Raw genomic sequence first — 13,835 nt, forward strand, 5'->3', positions numbered from 1 at the left:
GGGAGTTGTTTTTCTCTTTGCTGCTGTATGCCTATCGGTCGGGGGTATTTGTTCCCCCCGGTGGTGGCGGGTTGGCGCCGTTCGGGGCCCGGCCCCCCACGCGGGTCAGCGGGCTGCGAAGTCGAGCCCGTCGTCGGCGACGGCGACGACGCTCCACGCGCTGCCCTCGTCGTCCGTGAGCTCGTAGCTCGGCACGAGCACGCTCGACCCGTCCGCCTGCGCGACCATCGCGAGCCCGAGCCGCGCCGACGTCAGCGTGACCTCCTGGACCGGCCACGAGATCGGCGAGCCCGCCGGGGTCAGCGCCGGGACCGTCGGCTCCTGCCCGGCGCCGTCGGGCGACACGGCGCCGGCGTCGTCGGTCGCGATCATGGGCTCCGCGAACGCCGCGCGGGCCTGCCCGGCGAGCGGCATCACGCCCACGGGCGACGAGCCGAAGCGCGGGTCCATGAGCCGCTCGACCGCCACCGCCGGGCTCACGACGTCGTACTCGCCGAGCTCGACGACGGGCGCGAGCGAGCCGTAGAGGGCCTGCACGCCGTCGGCGACGAACGTCAGGCTCCACGACACGCCGCTGCGCTGCCCGTCGAGCACCTGGTGGGCGTAGACGGTCGTCGCCGCGGGCTGCCCGGTGTCGGTCGCGACCTCGAGCTCGTACCCGTCCGCGTCCACGCCGAGCCGGCCGAGCAGGTCACGGGTCTGCGCGATCGCGTCGTCGCCGCTGGGCGCCGGCCCCTCGGACGCGCACGGGGGCACCGCACCGAGTCCCGGGTCGCCCTCCCCCTCGGTGAGCCCGCTGGTCGCGGGGCCGTCCGGCTCGGCCACGTCGGTGCCCGGCTCCGCGGGGGCGACGTCCAGGGTCTCGGGCGCCGACCGTACGCAGCTCCACGGGTCGCGCGCGGGGTCGGACCAGCTCAGGCTCGCGAGCCCGTCGGGCTGGAGCTGGAGATTGGGCCCGGTGCCGTCCTGCGCACCGACCGTCCACGCGCCCCACTGCTGCGTCGCGGCGCCCTCGACGCCGAGCACGCCCGCGACCCGCTCGGCGGTCTCCTGCGAGAACACCGACGCCGGGTCGAACGTCCACGCGCGCGCCGACCCGCCCTCCTCCGACAGGCCGACCCCGGTGAACACGGTGCGTCCCCAGAAGCCCGGCGCGATCATCTTGGTGGCGGCGGTGCTCTGGTCGGCGGCCATCGACTCGGCACCGGACGCCGGGGCCGCGGCCCGGCCGGCACCGTCGAGCGTGATCGGTGCCGCGGCCGGGGCCGGGACGTCACCGCGGCCGAGCGCGTAGGCACCCGAGCCGATCACGGCGGCGCCCGCGACGACCGCGGCGACCTGCAGCCACCGGGCCGGCCGCCGCGCGGTGCGGGCGTCCCGCGCGGCCCCGAGGTCGGTGACGCCCGACACGTCGGCGCTGCCGCTCGCCGCCCGCGCCGTGACCGCCTGCCGCAGCGCCGGAAGGTCCGCGACGGTCGACGCGGCGGGGTCGGCCGCCCGCACGCGGTCGAACGCGACGTCGGGCGTGGGCTCGGGCGCCGCCGAGGGCTGCGGGCCGTCCGGCGTGGGCCCGTGCGCCGCCGCGGGCTGCGGGCCGCCGGGCGTGGGCGCGTCGGTCGGGCCGGTCGGGCCGTCGGGGGTCGACGTCATGGTGCTCTCCTCGGTGTGGTGCGGAAAGTGCCGCTACCCCACCTGTGTCCCGGGCGGCCTGGTCCTTGCACGGCCGACGACCCCGGCCTACGACCCCGGCGCGTCCGCCCACGCCTCGCGGAGCCGGGCCCGTGCCCGCGAGAGCGCCGCGTCGGCCCCGCCGCGCGAGATGCCCAGCACGTCCGCGAGCGCGTCCCCGGTGAGCCCCTCCCACGCGTTGAGCAGCAGGACCCGGCGGTCGCGCGGGCTCAGCGCCGCGAGCACCTCGCGCACCCGCTCGTCGGTCACCGCGAGCTCCGCGGGGTCGTCGTCGGCCGCGACGTCCGGCACGTCGCCCACCGGGACCGGCCGGCCCTTGCGCCGGTGGTTCGCGAGAACGAAGCCGGCGGTGCGGTACAGCCACGGCAGCTCGGCGCCGAGCGGCACGTCGCCGCGCCGGCGCCACGCGACCGCGAGCACGTCCGCCGCGAGGTCCTCCGCGTCACCGCGCGCCCCACGCCGCACGAGGTACCGCAGCACCGCGGTGGCGTGCTCGCGGAAGAGCCCCTCGAACCAGGCGTCGTCGCGCGGGCCGTCCGGCCGGGTCGGCGCGGCGGGACGGTCGGGGTCGACGGGGACGTCCGGGCTCGGGTCGGTCCGGGGCTGCACAGGGGCTCCTGGGGCTCGGTGGCGCGTCCCGGGCGGACGGGTGCCTGTACCCGCACTGTGTCGCGGCGCCCCGCCGTCTTGCACCGGCGGCGGGACCGGCGGGACCCGCCGCCGCGCGCGGGGGCTCAGAGCCCGTCGGCCACCGTCGCGGTCACCTGCAGCCACGCGTCGCGCGTGCGGCGGTGCAGGGACTCGTACTCGATGGGTCCGCCCGGGATCAGGCGCTTGTCGTGCGGGACGTCGAGCACCGCGCGGGTCAGCGCACCGAAGTGCTCGTGCAGGCGCTTGCGCAGGTGCTTGTCGACCTTGGGCTCGGGCGCCGAGAGCACCGTGACCGCGTGGCGCACCATCTCGGCGTGCCCGGTGGCCCGGAGCGCGTCGATCGCCCACGCCGCGGACTGCGCGGTGTCCTCGCGGACCGTCGAGACGATGACGAGCTGGTCGGCGGCGTCGATCGCGGCCTGCCAGTTCGAGGCGCGCATGTTGTTGCCGGTGTCGATGACCATGACCCGGTAGAACCGCGAGAGCGCGGTGTGCAGCGACGTGAACCCCTGCGCGTCGACCGACGCGGCCGACGCGGCGTCCTCGTCGGACGCCAGGACGTCGAACTGCGAGCGGCCCTGCGAGCGCACGTAGCTGTCGAGGTCGCCGACGCGCGCCGAGGCGAGGTCGGTGAACCGGCCGATGTCCTGGAGCAGGTTGACCGCGGTGTTGGAGTGGCGGGCGTGCGTCGAGCGCCAGCCGAGCGTGCCGCGTGTCTCGTTGTTGTCCCACGCGAGCGTGTACCCGCCGCGGTGGATGCCGAACGTCGCGGCCATGAGCAGCGTCGCGGTGGTCTTGTGCGCGCCGCCCTTGGGGTTGATCACGACGATCGTCTTCGGGCCGTCCAGGCTGCGCTGGACGGAGTCGATCGCGGCCCGGCGGGCGCGCTCGGCACGGCCCGGAGCGGGCGAGACGAGGCCCCCGGTGACGCGGCGGAGCCCGGCCTGCCAGCCGTTGTGCGCGGCGCCCTGCTGGCCCGTGCGCCGGCGGGTCGCGAGCAGGTCGTCGAGCGTGGGCGCCTGATCGGCGGCGGCGGCGGCGACGGTCCGGTGCTCGCCGGTGCGGGTCCGGGTGCGCTCCTCGGCGCGGGTCTCGGACACGGGCGCGGGGGCGGCAGGGGTCGCGCCCGACGCGGTGTCGGGGACCACGCTCGGGGCCTCCTCGACGCTGCCGTCCGGGTGGATCAGGAGCGACCACACGCCGTCGGGGTCCTCGACGGTCGCGGGCACGGGGCGTCCGAGCCCGGCGGCGATCTCGGCGACGAGCCCGGTGACCGCGGCACCGGCCTCGGCGACGCTGCCGAGGGCCACCCGACGGACGGATCCGTCGACGACGACCTCCGCCGTCCCGTCCGCCCGGACCACTGCCTGGACGGCGGACGGACCGGGTGACGGGTCTGCCGTCAGGGCACTGCTCTCGCTCATGGGTCGGCCTCTTTCGTCGACGGTCACGCCAGGCACGAACCTACGCCGCATCGCCCTGACGTGCCCAAGTGTGCCCGAAGGTCCGGTATCGGACTCCACCCGCGCCACTCCTCACGGGTGTCGAAGCGGTTCCGATGGAGGGGTCATGACGATGTCGACGACGCGCGTGGGGAGCCCGGCCGCGGTGCCGTGCGCCGCGCGGCCGTACGCGTCGCTCGTCCACACCGACGGTGCCTGCCGCTGCTTCACCGGCGGGCCGCCGCCCGAGTACGCGGCCCCGCGCCCGCTCGGCGCCCGGCTGGGTCTCGTCGGCGGTGGGCTCACGTCCGGCACCCGGTGGGTCCCCACCACGACGACGACGCAGGCCGAGCGCGCCTGCTGACGCCGGCGTCGGACGCCCGCAGCGCATCTCGGGGAAGTCGTGCACGAGCCGGCGCAGCGTCTGGTTCTCGTGCTCCTGCCCGATGCGGAACCACCCGGTGTTCGCCGTCCCCAGTCGGTCAGCATGAGCGGCCCCGGGAGACCGCCCGCGCGGGTCCGGACCCCCGCCCCTACGCTCGTGGCGTGCGGCCGTTCCTCCTGCTCGCGTCCCGCGCCGACGACCCCGCTGCCGACGGCGAGTACGCCGCGATGCTCCGCTACGGCGGTCTCGCCCCTGAGCGCCTGCACCGCGTCCGCATGGAGGCCGGGCCGCTCCCCCGGATCGACCTCGACCGGTACGCCGGCGTCCTCGTCGGCGGGAGCCCGTTCAACTCGGCGGACCCTCCCGAGCACAAGTCCGAGGTCCAGCAGCGCGTCGAGGCCGAGCTCGCCCCGCTGCTCGACGAGATCGTCGCGCGGGACCACCCGTTCCTCGGCGCGTGCTACGGCGTCGGCACGCTCGGCGCGCACCAGGGGGCCGTGATCGACGGCACGTACGCCGAGGAGATCGGCTCGGTCGAGGTCACGCTGACGGACGCCGGTGCGGCGGACCCGGTGCTCGAGGGCGTGCCGCGGGCGTTCGAGGCGTTCGTCGGGCACCGCGAGGCGTGCCGGACTCTCCCGGCGCACGCGGTGCTGCTCGCGTCGTCGGCCACGTGCCCCGTGCAGATGTTCCGCGTGCGCGAGCACCTGTACGCCACGCAGTTCCACCCGGAGCTCGACGTGGAGGGGATCGTGACGCGGATCGAGGTCTACCGGCACGCCGGCTACTTCCCGCCGGAGGACGCGCAGCGGGTCGAGGAACGGGTGCGACGCGGCACCGTCACGCACCCCCCGACCATCCTGCGGAACTTCGTGCGGCTCTTCGGGTGAGCGCGACGGGCTGACGAATCGATTCGAAACGCCCCCGCCGCATTGTTACCGATCGGTACCTATTGTTCCGGCCCCGGGGGCTGGCTAACTTCGCCTCGCCGCACGCACCTGGCGGCGAGGCGTCGGCGCGTACCGGCGCGAGCCGACCCGAGGAGCCGCACCGTGGTGACCCGCCGAGAGCTGTCGACCGCCTCCCGCGGCGTCCCGACCGTCACGTCGACGCCGGGACCCGCCCCCACCACGCCGCCGCCCGCGGGCGGCCGGTCTGCGACACCGGCGTGGCTCCCCGTCCTGCTCGGTCTGCTCGCGCTCGTCCTGGTCGCCGGCAGCGCGCTCGTCGGCGTGCGTGACGCCGCGTTCGAGGCCGAGGCGGAGTACGGCTGGGTCGTCGTGCGGGACGTCGGCGACGGCTCCGTCACCGCGGTCCAGGACCTCGACCCGGACGGCCCGACGCTCACCCTCGACGTCCCGACGACCGCGGGCCTCGAGGCGGGCTCACGGATCGCGGTCCGCTACGACGCGGACGACCCGTACGACGTCGTGCTGGCCGACCACCCCTCACGGCTGCCGCTGCTGCTCGGAGGCGGGGTCGCCGGGCTCGTCCTCGCGGGCGTCGCCCTCACGCTCGCGGCCCGGGTCCGCCGGGCGCGCGCCCAGGTCACGCGCCGGTCGTGAGGTTCCGCTCCGCACGACGGTCCGCCGTCGCCCAGCCGTGCACCGCTCGCGCCAGCATGACCCCGCCCGCGAGCACCGCGGTCGCCGAGAGCGCGGTGCCGAGGGTCCGCAGCGTGGACGCGTAGGACGCGACAGCGGCGGCCGCCCCGACACCGACCACGAGACCCCAGATGATCATGGCGTTCTTGGCACGCTCGCGGAGGGCGTCGAACTCGCGGTTCAGCTTCCACTCCGGCAGTGCGGTCTCGTGCGCGGCCATGGGGCCCTCCTCGTCGGTGTCCACGGTGACGAGGAGCGCATCGGCACCGTGCGGCGGATGCTGAGGAGCGGGCCGTTGCGGCACCCCGGCGCGCGACACGATTCACTCGGACGGGCGTCCAGGACCCGTCCTGGCGCCCGGCCCGCGCTGGGTCCTAGCGCTCGGCCTCGGGGTCGACGGTGAACCAGACGGTCTTGCCGCCCGGCTCACGACGCTCGATGCCCCACGCGGTCGACAGCGCCGCCACCAGCGCCATGCCGCGGCCGCTCGCCGCCGTCGGGGCCGGGTGCAGCACGCGCGGGCGGTCGGGGCTCTGGTCGGTGACCGAGACCTTGACCGCCTCGCCGTCGACCCTGACCTCGACGCGGATCTCGCCGTCCGGCGGCCCGTGCAGCACCGCGTTCGCCACGACCTCGCCCGCGAGGAGCTCGATGACCTGGTTCGAGACGCCGTGCACCCCCGCCTCGGCGATCGACCGCATGATCCAGTGCCGGGCGGCGCGCGGGGCCGCGCGCTCGGGCGTCAGGACCAGCTCGACGGTGTGCGCACGGGCATCCTGACGTCGCGCGCTCGCAGCGCTCCGCAGCTCCCTGACATCGCCCACCGGTCCACTGTGCCCGACTGCGCGGGAGTTCGCCGGGTGAACAGTCGACCCGATCCGGTGAGCGGCGCCCCGGATCAGGGTCCCGCGACCGACCAACGCACGGTCATCGGCCGGTCAAGTGCGGGCTCCGGGGGTCGGCAGGTCGCCTCCGGCTCCGGGGCGGACACCGGCCCCGGGGCGTGGCAGCCTGGACCGCATGACCTTCCCGCGACGACGTCTCGGACGCTCCGGGCTCGACACCGGCGCGCTCGGCCTCGGCTGCTGGGCCCTCGGCGGCCGGATGGCGAGCGGCGACCAGCCCCTCGGGTACGCGGGTGTCGACGAGGACGAGGCGACCCGCGCCCTGCACCGCGGCGTCGAGCTCGGCGTGACGCTGCTCGACACCGCCGACGCGTACGGCGCGGGCCGCAGCGAGGAGCTGCTCGCCCCCGCGCTCGCGGCGCACCCCGACGTGCTCGTGGCGACGAAGTTCGGCAACACGATCGACCCCACGACCCGCCAGCTCACGGGCGTCGACGTCTCCCCCGCCTACGTGCGCGGCGCGCTGCAGGCCTCGCTCCGCCGGCTCGGGCGCGACCACGTCGACGTGTACCAGCTGCACACCCCGACGGCAGGCGCCGCGGTCGCCGAGGAGCTCGCCGCGACGCTCGAGCAGCTCGTCGACGACGGGCTCGTGCGGTGGTGGGGAGTCAGCACGGACGACCCCGACGAGGTCGAGGTCCTCGCGCACGCCCCGCACCTGGCGGTCGTGCAGGTCCAGCTCAACGTGCTCGACGACAACGCCCCGATGCTCGCGCTCGCGGAGCGGCACGACCTCGGGGTGCTCGTGCGCTCGCCGCTCGCGATGGGCCTGCTCGGCGGGCGCTACGCCGCGACGAGCCGGCTGCCGGAGGACGACGTGCGCGGGCGCGAGCCCGAGTGGATGCGCTGGTTCACGGGCGGGTCGCCGGCACCCGAGATGCTCGAGCGCGTCGACGCCGTGCGCGAGGTCCTCACCGCGGACGGCCGCACGCTCGCGCAGGGGGCGATCGGGTGGATCTGGGCGCACGACGAGCGCGCCGTACCGCTGCCCGGCTTCCGGGACGTCCGCCAGGTCGAGGAGAACGTCGGGGCGCTCGCGGCCGGACCGCTCGACCCGGCCGCGCACGGGGAGATCGAGCTGCTGCTGGGCCGCGGGTCGGGCTGACCGGGCTGCGGGTCGGGCTGACCGGGCCGCGGACGGCTCCCCGGGCCCGGCACGCACCGACGGGCCGCGGGTCGCGCGTGACGGCTCGCCCCGGCCGGATCGGGGATGTGGGCGCCGTGCAGGACGATGGGCCGGTGCCCGACTACCTCGCCCGCATCACCGTCCAGGACGTGCCCGACGACGACACCCGCGCCGGCATGGCCGACGCGCTCGGGGCCGTCGACGACGTCGCCGACGAGGCCGCGCTTCCCGGCGCGCCGCTGCCCGGCCCCGTGACGTTCACGGTGCCGGGCGAGGCGCCCGACCTCGAGACGGCGACCGGGGTCGCGCAGCGCCACGCGGCGGAGCTGCTCGACGGGTTCGAGTTCGAGGTGGACGTCACCGAGCGCTGACGGCCCGCCGGCCCGGCCGGTGCGTGGCCCGCGCGGTGCGGGGCGTCACGCAGCCGGCGGCGTCGAAACACCCGGAGCCGGGTAGCCCGCGTGCACGCGGGCGAGCTTCTCCTCCGCCGGCATGAGGATCCAGAGCACCGGGTACACGATGAGCTGGCTGCCCGGGATCACCATGAGGACGAGCAGGAAGAGCAGCCGCGCGGGCCAGGGGTCGAGCCCGAACCGGCGGCCGAGCCCGGCGCACACGCCGCCGAGCACACGGCCCTGGACGGGGCGGATCAGGCCGTCGCGGCCGAGGGTCTCGTGGATGCTGGTCACGGGGTTCACGTTCCTTCGTTCGTGGGGTGTCGTTCTGACACCTCCACGGTGCCCCCGCAGCACCCGCCCCCACATCGGGGACGTGCCCTGAGCCGACCCGGACCGCGCCCTGACGCCGCCCTGACCGCGGCCCGAGCCGACCCTGACCGTCGGCCCGTCCTGACCGGCTGCCCGCGGAGCCCGCCACGCGGGCATCCCGCCGCCCCTGCGATGGCCGTGCGTCCGGCAGGACCTGGACCCAGCCGGCGTCGTCCTGCCGACCGGCTCACCCGACCGCCGCGCCGCCTGCAGCAGGCCTCCGTGGCGTGCGGGTCCCCTGGGGTCGGCGATGCCGGGAGTGGCGGGTTGCTCGCTAGAGCCACTTCTTGAGCTTGAAGATCACGTAGAGCCCTCCGCCGAGGAGGAGCATCGCGACGAGCGCGATGGGGTAGCCGTAGGTCCAGTGGAGCTCGGGCATGTCGTCGAAGTTCATGCCGTAGACGGCGCCCACGAGGGTCGGGGTGAACAGGATCGCGGCCCAGGCGGAGATGGTCTTGGTGACCTCGTTCTGACGCTGGCCCACGAGCGTGGCGTTCACGGTGAGGATCTGGCCGAGGACGTCCCGGATCTCGGTGACCCGGGTGTTCACACGCGCGAGGTGGTCGGCGGCGTCCTGGAGGTAGGTCTGGAGCTCGTCGGCGGTGCCGTGCTTCTCGAAGCCGGCGCGCAGCGCGTCGACGACGTCCACGAGCGGTGCGGTCGCGTGCTGGAGGTCGACGACCTCGCGGCTGAGGCGGTAGATGCGCTGGGGGACGGCGGCGTCGCCGCTGAAGACCTCGCGCTCGATCTCCTCGACGTCGAGGCTGACGCCGTCGAGCACGGCGAAGTAGCCGTCGACGATCTTGTCGATGATCGTGTAGAGGATCGCCTCGGGGCCGAACCGGAGGAGGTCGGTCTGCTGGCGGAACCCGTCGAAGTCCCACGGCGGGTCGCCGGGCTCGCCCTGGCGCATGACGGCGGTCCAACCGCCGCGGATCACGACGTGGAGCTCGGCGGTGACGACGTCCTCGGCGTCGTCCTGGTAGGCGGCGGCGCGCAGCACCACGAAGAGCGTGTCACCGTAGCGCTCGAGCTTGGGGCGCTGGCGCTTGTGCAGGAGGTCCTCGAGCAGCACGGGGTGCAGGTCGAGCAGCTCGCCGAGCTCGCGGACCTCGGCCTCGCTGGGCCGGTCGTAGGCGAGCACGGCCATCTGGTGGGGCGGATCGAGCGTCGCGGCGGCGAGCTCGGTGGCCGTGCGGATGTTGTCGTCGGTCACCGGCACCCCGTCGTCCAGCGCGACGAGGTGCCGGAGACCGCGGCCCGGCGGGGCCGACGGCGGAGCGGCGTCACGGTCCCGGCGCCCGAACAGCGCGATGGTGTGGCCGCGGCGTGCAGGGCCGGGGGTGGGACGAGCCATCGGAGGTTCCTTCCGGCGGGGCGGGTGCGGGACGGGGCCCGAGGTCAGGCCTACGCCCTGCGGACGGGGAGCTGCAGGTACGACGCGCGGTCGCCCCCGGTGTGGATCACGTGCTGCCCGGTGTTCGCGGGGACGTACTCGCGGATCCCGGGCATGAGGGTGCCCAGGAGGTTGCGGGCGCTGATGACGAAGCGCAGCTGCTCGCCGGGGTGGAACGCGAGGCCGACGGGGAGCAGGTCGATCGCGACGTCGACGACCTGGCCGGGCGTGAGCTTCTCGACGCGGTCGAACGTGTGGGCCGGCACGTCGTCGGTCGCCAGTGCCGCATCGAGGTGGCGGGCCGAGACCCGCAGCCGCCCGTCGGAACCCTTGTAGCGCAGGATCGTCGCGCCGTGGTCGGTGAGGTCGTGGTTGACCGCGCCCTGGTTCGGGACGGTGAACGCCTGCAGCGGGGTGCCGTGCGCGTCGAGCTTCTGCACCAGCACGAACAGGTCCAGGTCGTCGGCTCCGCGGGCCTGGACCCACAGGTGCGCCTTGGGGTAGCCGACCAGCACGGTCTCCTCCGCGAAGCGCACCAGGAACGAGACGGCGGCCGGGTTGCCGTCTGCGGCGTAGGAGGTCTCGGCGCCGTCCGCGGGCGCGTGCGTCGTCAGCGCGCGGGTGCGCGCGTCGAGGTAGTACCGCGTCGGGGTGACGTCCTCCGGCGGGAACGACTGCGCGGGGACGCCCACCTGATCCCCGCCCTGGAGGTCCAGGACGGAGTAGCGCACGCGCGGGGTGGTCTCCCAGCCGTTGTCCTGGTCCTTGAGGTAGCGGTCGAAGAACCGGCGCAGGTCCTCGACGTTCGCCGGCTCGTAGTAGTCGGGCCACTCCTGCCCGTTGTGGATGCGCAGCCACTTGTGCTCGGACGCGATCCGCCGCCACGCGCGGAACGTCCCGGCGGTGTGCAGGGTGTTGGAGTAGCTGGACACGACGTAGGCGGGGACCGTGATCCGGTCGAAGTCCGGGATCTTCTCGGCCCAGAGCTCGTCCATCAGCGGGTGCTGCCGGACCTCGGTGAGGATGTCCTCCTTGCGGCCCCGGCCGAAGAAGCTGCCGTCCTGGAGCTGCTGGGCGAACCCGGTGTCGGGCATCCCGCCGCGGTGGACGAGGTCGCGGTACACGTCGCTGACGCCCTCCCAGGGGTTGATCGCCGCCAGGTGCGGGGGCTGCTCGGCGGCGGTGAACCACTGGGCGACGGCGAGGTAGGACGTGCCGCTCATCCCGACCTTGCCGGTGCACCAGTCCTGCTCTGCGAGCCACTCGACGAGGTCGTGGCAGTCGCGGCCCTCCTGGCGGTCCCAGAGGACGCTGTCACCCTCGGAGTCGACGACGCCGCGGACGTCCGGGTTGCACACGGCGTACCCCTGCGCGCACCAGTACGCCGGGTCCGGCCCCTCGAACTTCTCCAGGCCCGAGACGATCGCGTTGTCGAGGCCGACGAGCCCGAAGACGCCCATGACGCTGCCCGAGGTGCCTTGACCCTTGCCGTACGGGCTCCACGCCACGATGACCGGGACCGGACCGGCGCCGGCAGGGCGGAACACGTCGACGTAGATCGTCACGCCGTCGCGCAGGCGGACCGGGACGTCCTTGTCGAGCACGACGTCGACCGGCAGCGCCCGGAACGGCGGGGCGATCCGGGTCCCCGCGGCCAGGGTCCGGGTGCCGGGGTCGAAGCCGGTCAGCAGGCCGGTGCGGCCGGGCGGGAGCGGGCGGGACGGGACGAACACCTTCTCGCTGCTGACGCTCATGACGAGCTCCTCTGTCTCTGCGGGACCCGGGACCAGCTCTCAGGCCGCGGCGAGCGTAGGACCGCCCACGGCAAAAACTCAACACCTGTTTATATTTTCGCCCGGTGCGAGGTAGGTTCACGTCGTGACCACGCACGCTGACCCCCCGACGGCCGCCCCGCGCGGGCGTCGGCGCGGAACGAGCACCTCCCGCCAGGCCGTCCTGGACGCGGCCCGGGCCCGCTTCGCCGCTGACGGCTTCGCCGGCACGACGATCCGCCGGGTCGCCGCCGACGCCGGGGTCGACGCCTCCCTCGTCATGCAGTTCTTCCGGTCCAAGGACGAGCTGTTCGCCGCCGTCATGGCGATCCCGCCGGAGGCGCTGACCGGCTTCACCGCCGCGTTCGACGGGCCCGACGACGGCCTCGGCGAACGCGTCGTGCGCGCGTTCCTCGGGATATGGGAGGACGACGCCGCCACCGCCGAGCCCCTCATGGCGATGCTCCGCGGCGCCCTCGCCCACGAGCAGGCGAACCGGCAGCTGCGCGAGTTCCTGCACGAGCGCCTCCTCGCCGGCGCCGTCGCCGCACGCACCGTCGACGACGCCTCGCTCCGGGCCGGCATCACCGCCTCGATGCTCGTCGGGCTCGTGGTCGGACGCGACGTCGTTCGAGTCCCCGACCTTGCCGCGGTGGACCGCGAGAGACTCGTCGCCCTCACGGCCCCGGCCGTGCAGTGCGTGCTCGTCCCCTCGACATCGGTCTGAACGCCGTCGAGCTCGGGCACGTTGCTCCGGTCGTCACGCGAGTACCGAGGTGACGGACACCGGACACCGCCAGGTGGTCGTCGTGACCGCAGGCGCGCCGCGCGGGGTGGTTCAGCCGGTCGGGGGCCGCGGGATCCGGCCGTCCGCGCGCAGCGGGTACCAGCGGTTGCCCCAACGTCGCGTGACCTGCGGCTGGTCCACGGTTGCGAGCGCCGTCACGGTGCGGGTGACGACGCCGGCGACGTGCAGCGCCGCGGGGTCGTCGTCGGCGGTGAACCGCACCGTGATGCGGGCCCGGCCGCGCACGACCCCCAGGTCGTACGCCTCGACGGTCACGAGCTCACGGGCCGCAGCGGTGGCGGCGGGGAGCACGTCCTCGGGCGCGGTCGACCCGCGCAGCAGCCCGACGCCGAGCGTCACGCGGTACGAGGGCACGTCGCTGTGCGGGGTCTGGCGCGGGGCGGTCGGGTGCGGTTCGCGTCAGGCGGCGAGGACGCGGACGCCCGCGCCCGAGACGTCGAACCGCACGGCACCGAGGTCGGCGACCACGACGTCGGCCGTCAGCGCGTCCCCGTGCGACTGGGTCGCGAGCGCGAGCGTCGCCGCACCCGCGTCGCGGCCCGACTCGAGCCCCGCGGCGGCGTCCTCGACGACGAGGCAGCGCGCCGGGTCGACACCGAGCCGGCGTGCACCGAGCACGTACGGCTCGGGGTCGGGCTTGCCGCGCGCCACGTCGTCGGCGGTCACGACCACGTCGGGGACGGTGAGCCCGGACGCCGCGAGGCGCGCCCGCGCGAGGGTCAGGTCGCACGACGTGACGATCGCGCTGCGCCCGCTGCCCACGAGCGCGGCGAGCGCCTCCGCGGCGCCGGGCAGCACCTCGATGTCGCCCGTGTCGGTGACCTCGAGCTCGACGATGCGGCGCAGCGCCCGGGCGCGCTCCTCGGGCTCCCGGTCGGCGAGCAGCGCGTCGACGATGTCGCGCGCGGGCACGCCGTGGAACCGGAACTCGCGGGCGCGCACGTCGTCGATCCTGAACTCGTGCGCGAGCCGGGTCCAGCTGCGCACGACCGACGCGAGCGAGGAGATGAGCGTGCCGTCCATGTCGAACAGCACGGCGTCGAACGTCGCGCCGTCGAACAGCACGGAACCGGGGGCAGCGGTCGACAGGGGCATGGCCCGAGGGTGTCACGGGCCGCGTACCGGGACCGAATCCGCTGGCCGCGCGCCCGGGGACGGCGTGGCGGTCGGCGACGGCGGACGCACGCGTGACCGCACCTCAGGCGTGACGCGGGGCGTCTGAGGTACCTCAGGGCCTCCTCAGGCACGGACCGGTGCGCACGACCCGTCGACCGACCGATCCGCTCCCAC

The 13,835-nt window shown here is 75.2% G+C and carries 16 protein-coding genes; 6 read left to right on the plus strand and 10 right to left on the minus strand.

What is annotated here, in order from left to right; translation table 11 throughout:
* Nucleotides 1–105 precede the first annotated feature (105 nt).
* The 3 genes from ACWFNE_RS09025 to ACWFNE_RS09035 form a co-directional block, all read right to left on the minus strand.
* The gene (locus ACWFNE_RS09025; protein WP_452122085.1) at nt 106–1,650 is read right to left on the minus strand and encodes a hypothetical protein; all 1,545 of its coding nucleotides are present in this window, start codon (nt 1,648–1,650) and stop codon (nt 106–108) included.
* Between the two features lie 87 nt (nt 1,651–1,737).
* Nucleotides 1,738–2,298, minus strand: coding sequence for an RNA polymerase sigma factor (locus tag ACWFNE_RS09030; RefSeq protein WP_452122086.1), 561 nt, complete (start codon nt 2,296–2,298; stop codon nt 1,738–1,740).
* A 125-nt stretch (nt 2,299–2,423) separates the two neighbouring features.
* The gene (locus ACWFNE_RS09035; protein WP_452122087.1) at nt 2,424–3,764 is read right to left on the minus strand and encodes a chromosome partitioning protein; all 1,341 of its coding nucleotides are present in this window, start codon (nt 3,762–3,764) and stop codon (nt 2,424–2,426) included.
* A gap of 145 nt (nt 3,765–3,909) precedes the next feature.
* Here ACWFNE_RS09035 and ACWFNE_RS09040 point away from each other — a divergent pair, with 145 nt between their 5' ends.
* The 3 genes from ACWFNE_RS09040 to ACWFNE_RS09050 all read left to right on the plus strand — a co-directional run bounded on the left by ACWFNE_RS09040 (nt 3,910) and on the right by ACWFNE_RS09050 (nt 5,732).
* Nucleotides 3,910–4,146, plus strand: a complete 237-nt coding sequence (locus ACWFNE_RS09040) for a hypothetical protein (protein WP_452122088.1) — start codon at nt 3,910–3,912, stop codon at nt 4,144–4,146.
* A gap of 182 nt (nt 4,147–4,328) precedes the next feature.
* A complete protein-coding gene (locus ACWFNE_RS09045) occupies nt 4,329–5,057 on the plus strand; it encodes a glutamine amidotransferase (RefSeq protein WP_452122089.1) in 729 nt (242 codons plus the stop codon).
* A 162-nt stretch (nt 5,058–5,219) separates the two neighbouring features.
* Nucleotides 5,220–5,732, plus strand: coding sequence for a hypothetical protein (locus ACWFNE_RS09050; RefSeq protein WP_452122090.1), 513 nt, complete (start codon nt 5,220–5,222; stop codon nt 5,730–5,732).
* On the opposite strand, the gene ACWFNE_RS09055 is transcribed toward ACWFNE_RS09050, so the two are convergent.
* Together ACWFNE_RS09055 and ACWFNE_RS09060 are read right to left on the minus strand one after the other, a co-directional pair.
* The gene (locus ACWFNE_RS09055; protein WP_452122091.1) at nt 5,716–5,991 is read right to left on the minus strand and encodes a hypothetical protein; all 276 of its coding nucleotides are present in this window, start codon (nt 5,989–5,991) and stop codon (nt 5,716–5,718) included. The two genes, ACWFNE_RS09050 and ACWFNE_RS09055, sit on opposite strands and share 17 nt — an antisense overlap.
* A 154-nt stretch (nt 5,992–6,145) precedes the next feature.
* The gene (locus ACWFNE_RS09060; RefSeq protein WP_258724354.1) at nt 6,146–6,595 is read right to left on the minus strand and encodes an ATP-binding protein; all 450 of its coding nucleotides are present in this window, start codon (nt 6,593–6,595) and stop codon (nt 6,146–6,148) included.
* A gap of 196 nt (nt 6,596–6,791) precedes the next feature.
* Here ACWFNE_RS09060 and ACWFNE_RS09065 point away from each other — a divergent pair, with 196 nt between their 5' ends.
* Together ACWFNE_RS09065 and ACWFNE_RS09070 are read left to right on the plus strand one after the other, a co-directional pair.
* Nucleotides 6,792–7,781 (plus strand): aldo/keto reductase, encoded by a 990-nt coding sequence (locus ACWFNE_RS09065; RefSeq protein ID WP_452122092.1) that lies wholly within the window; start codon nt 6,792–6,794, stop codon nt 7,779–7,781.
* Between the two features lie 134 nt (nt 7,782–7,915).
* On the plus strand, nt 7,916–8,173 hold the full coding sequence (locus ACWFNE_RS09070; protein WP_258724356.1) for a hypothetical protein: 258 nt from the start codon (nt 7,916–7,918) through the stop codon (nt 8,171–8,173).
* 45 nt (nt 8,174–8,218) lie between these two features.
* Here ACWFNE_RS09070 and ACWFNE_RS09075 read toward each other — a convergent pair whose 3' ends face one another.
* The 3 genes from ACWFNE_RS09075 to ACWFNE_RS09085 form a co-directional block, all read right to left on the minus strand.
* A complete protein-coding gene (locus tag ACWFNE_RS09075) occupies nt 8,219–8,491 on the minus strand; it encodes a PspC domain-containing protein (protein WP_452122093.1) in 273 nt (90 codons plus the stop codon).
* Between the two features lie 352 nt (nt 8,492–8,843).
* Nucleotides 8,844–9,926 (minus strand): magnesium and cobalt transport protein CorA, encoded by a 1,083-nt coding sequence (locus ACWFNE_RS09080; protein WP_452122094.1) that lies wholly within the window; start codon nt 9,924–9,926, stop codon nt 8,844–8,846.
* A gap of 50 nt (nt 9,927–9,976) precedes the next feature.
* A complete protein-coding gene (locus ACWFNE_RS09085) occupies nt 9,977–11,719 on the minus strand; it encodes a CocE/NonD family hydrolase (protein WP_452122095.1) in 1,743 nt (580 codons plus the stop codon).
* Between the two features lie 124 nt (nt 11,720–11,843).
* Between ACWFNE_RS09085 and ACWFNE_RS09090 the strand changes: the two genes are divergently transcribed.
* Entirely contained in the window at nt 11,844–12,464 is a 621-nt protein-coding gene (locus ACWFNE_RS09090; protein ID WP_452122096.1) for a TetR/AcrR family transcriptional regulator, read from the plus strand.
* Nucleotides 12,465–12,575: 111 nt separating this feature from the next.
* Here the strand turns inward: ACWFNE_RS09090 and ACWFNE_RS09095 are convergent, their stop codons facing one another.
* Both ACWFNE_RS09095 and ACWFNE_RS09100 read right to left on the minus strand, forming a co-directional pair.
* Complete coding sequence (locus ACWFNE_RS09095) at nt 12,576–12,884, minus strand: hypothetical protein (RefSeq protein ID WP_452122097.1); 309 nt, start codon at nt 12,882–12,884, stop codon at nt 12,576–12,578.
* 60 nt (nt 12,885–12,944) lie between these two features.
* Nucleotides 12,945–13,640 (minus strand): HAD-IA family hydrolase, encoded by a 696-nt coding sequence (locus ACWFNE_RS09100; RefSeq protein WP_452122098.1) that lies wholly within the window; start codon nt 13,638–13,640, stop codon nt 12,945–12,947.
* Between the last annotated feature and the right edge of the window lie 195 nt (nt 13,641–13,835).

The sequence above is a fragment of the Cellulomonas sp. NPDC055163 genome, from assembly GCF_053607065.1.